General features: G+C 38.1%; 2 protein-coding genes. Both read right to left on the bottom strand.

Features of this window, described 5'->3' with window-relative positions; genetic code table 11:
• Window positions 1-542 precede the first annotated feature (542 nt).
• Window positions 543-800, bottom strand: coding sequence for a hypothetical protein (locus N1032_RS23355; RefSeq protein ID WP_259542740.1), 258 nt, complete (start codon window positions 798-800; stop codon window positions 543-545).
• Between the two features lie 175 nt (window positions 801-975).
• Entirely contained in the window at window positions 976-1,143 is a 168-nt protein-coding gene (locus N1032_RS23350; RefSeq protein WP_259542739.1) for a hypothetical protein, read from the bottom strand.
• Window positions 1,144-1,245: the final 102 nt, after the last annotated feature.

The following is a 1,245-nucleotide window of genomic DNA, read 5'->3' as shown; positions in this document are numbered from 1 at the left end:
CAAGATTCGTATCAAGTTTGTTTGTCGAGTCAATGAAAACGTAGTTCATGTAGCCAGCTCCTAAGCCCACCTTTCTTTGGTTTTTGTTTGTTTTTCTTATCAGCATAGTACGCTCCTTATATAAGAAATTATAGCAAAAGAAAAAAAACCAGCCTTTCGACTGATTTCCGAATCTTACTCGTGTACTTTCTTTGTAGCTGTCTTGTTTAGAGATGCTGGAAGTGCTGCAACTTCAATTCTGTCGGCATCAACAACCGCTTGCATGTCGTAGAAGATCTTACCAACGAATCTTTCATCTTGGAATGTGTCATCGTATGGTGTTTCTTCAGCTTCTGCTTTGAATGCGATTGATTCAATGTCAAGAATTAGGTAAGCGAATTGTTTTTCATCAGTTCCTGCTGTTCCATCTTTTGGAAGGAATTTCTTGTTAAGAGTTGAATCAACGACTACTGGTGTACCATTGATTGAAAATCTTGTAGTTAATCCTGTCCCGAAGATGTCAGATGGAGTTTGTGATTCTCAGTTTGCTTTTTCTTTACCAATCAATCTTGCAACTGTTGGGTGAAGAACGATAATAACGTTGTCTGTTCCATGTTTGTAGTCATCAGATAATAGCTTGATGTCTTCAACTTTACCGGCGATTTCGTCGTATAGTGCTGCACCTGTATCTGCTGAATCAGCTGATTGAGCTTTAGTTTTTGAGAAGAAGATTGCTTCGAAAAGTCTTTCTTTTCTTTCAACTGCTGTTGCTGTTCACATATCTTGAATTGCTTTTTCGTAAGCTGATCCAACATTGTCAATATCAAATTCTTCATTTTTTGAAATGTTAAGTTCGATGTTTCTTTTTAGTGGTGTATAAGCCTCGATTGTTTCTCATTCAAGTTTTGATGCGTTACCGTAGTTTGCAATAACTCTATCAATTGCTTTAGCTGCTGTAGAAGCTGCTTGAGATTTGATTCTTTTTTGTCTTTGTAGTCAGTATTCAACTGCCTTTCCTGATCCTAGATTTCCTCCGCCTGCTTGAGCAAGTGGAATGAATCTCGCCACTGGATTAAGTGATGCTAATACTGTAAGTGCATATGTGTCTTGCGCATATGTTGTTTCTTTGATCGATTCAACGATCTTGTTAAATTCTTTTGCCATCGGGCCTCCTATAAGTTTCTAACTCTTTTTTTCGCCAGTTCCTCAGCTTTTGTTAGTGGAACTTCTTTTTCCGTGTTGCTTGCAACTACCGGTTTTTTTGGC

Source organism: Herbiconiux daphne, from assembly GCF_024979295.1.
Classification (GTDB): domain Bacteria; phylum Actinomycetota; class Actinomycetes; order Actinomycetales; family Microbacteriaceae; genus Herbiconiux; species Herbiconiux daphnes.
Note: the sequence above shows the minus strand (reverse complement) of the source record. Positions and strands in the feature narration are given on the sequence as shown.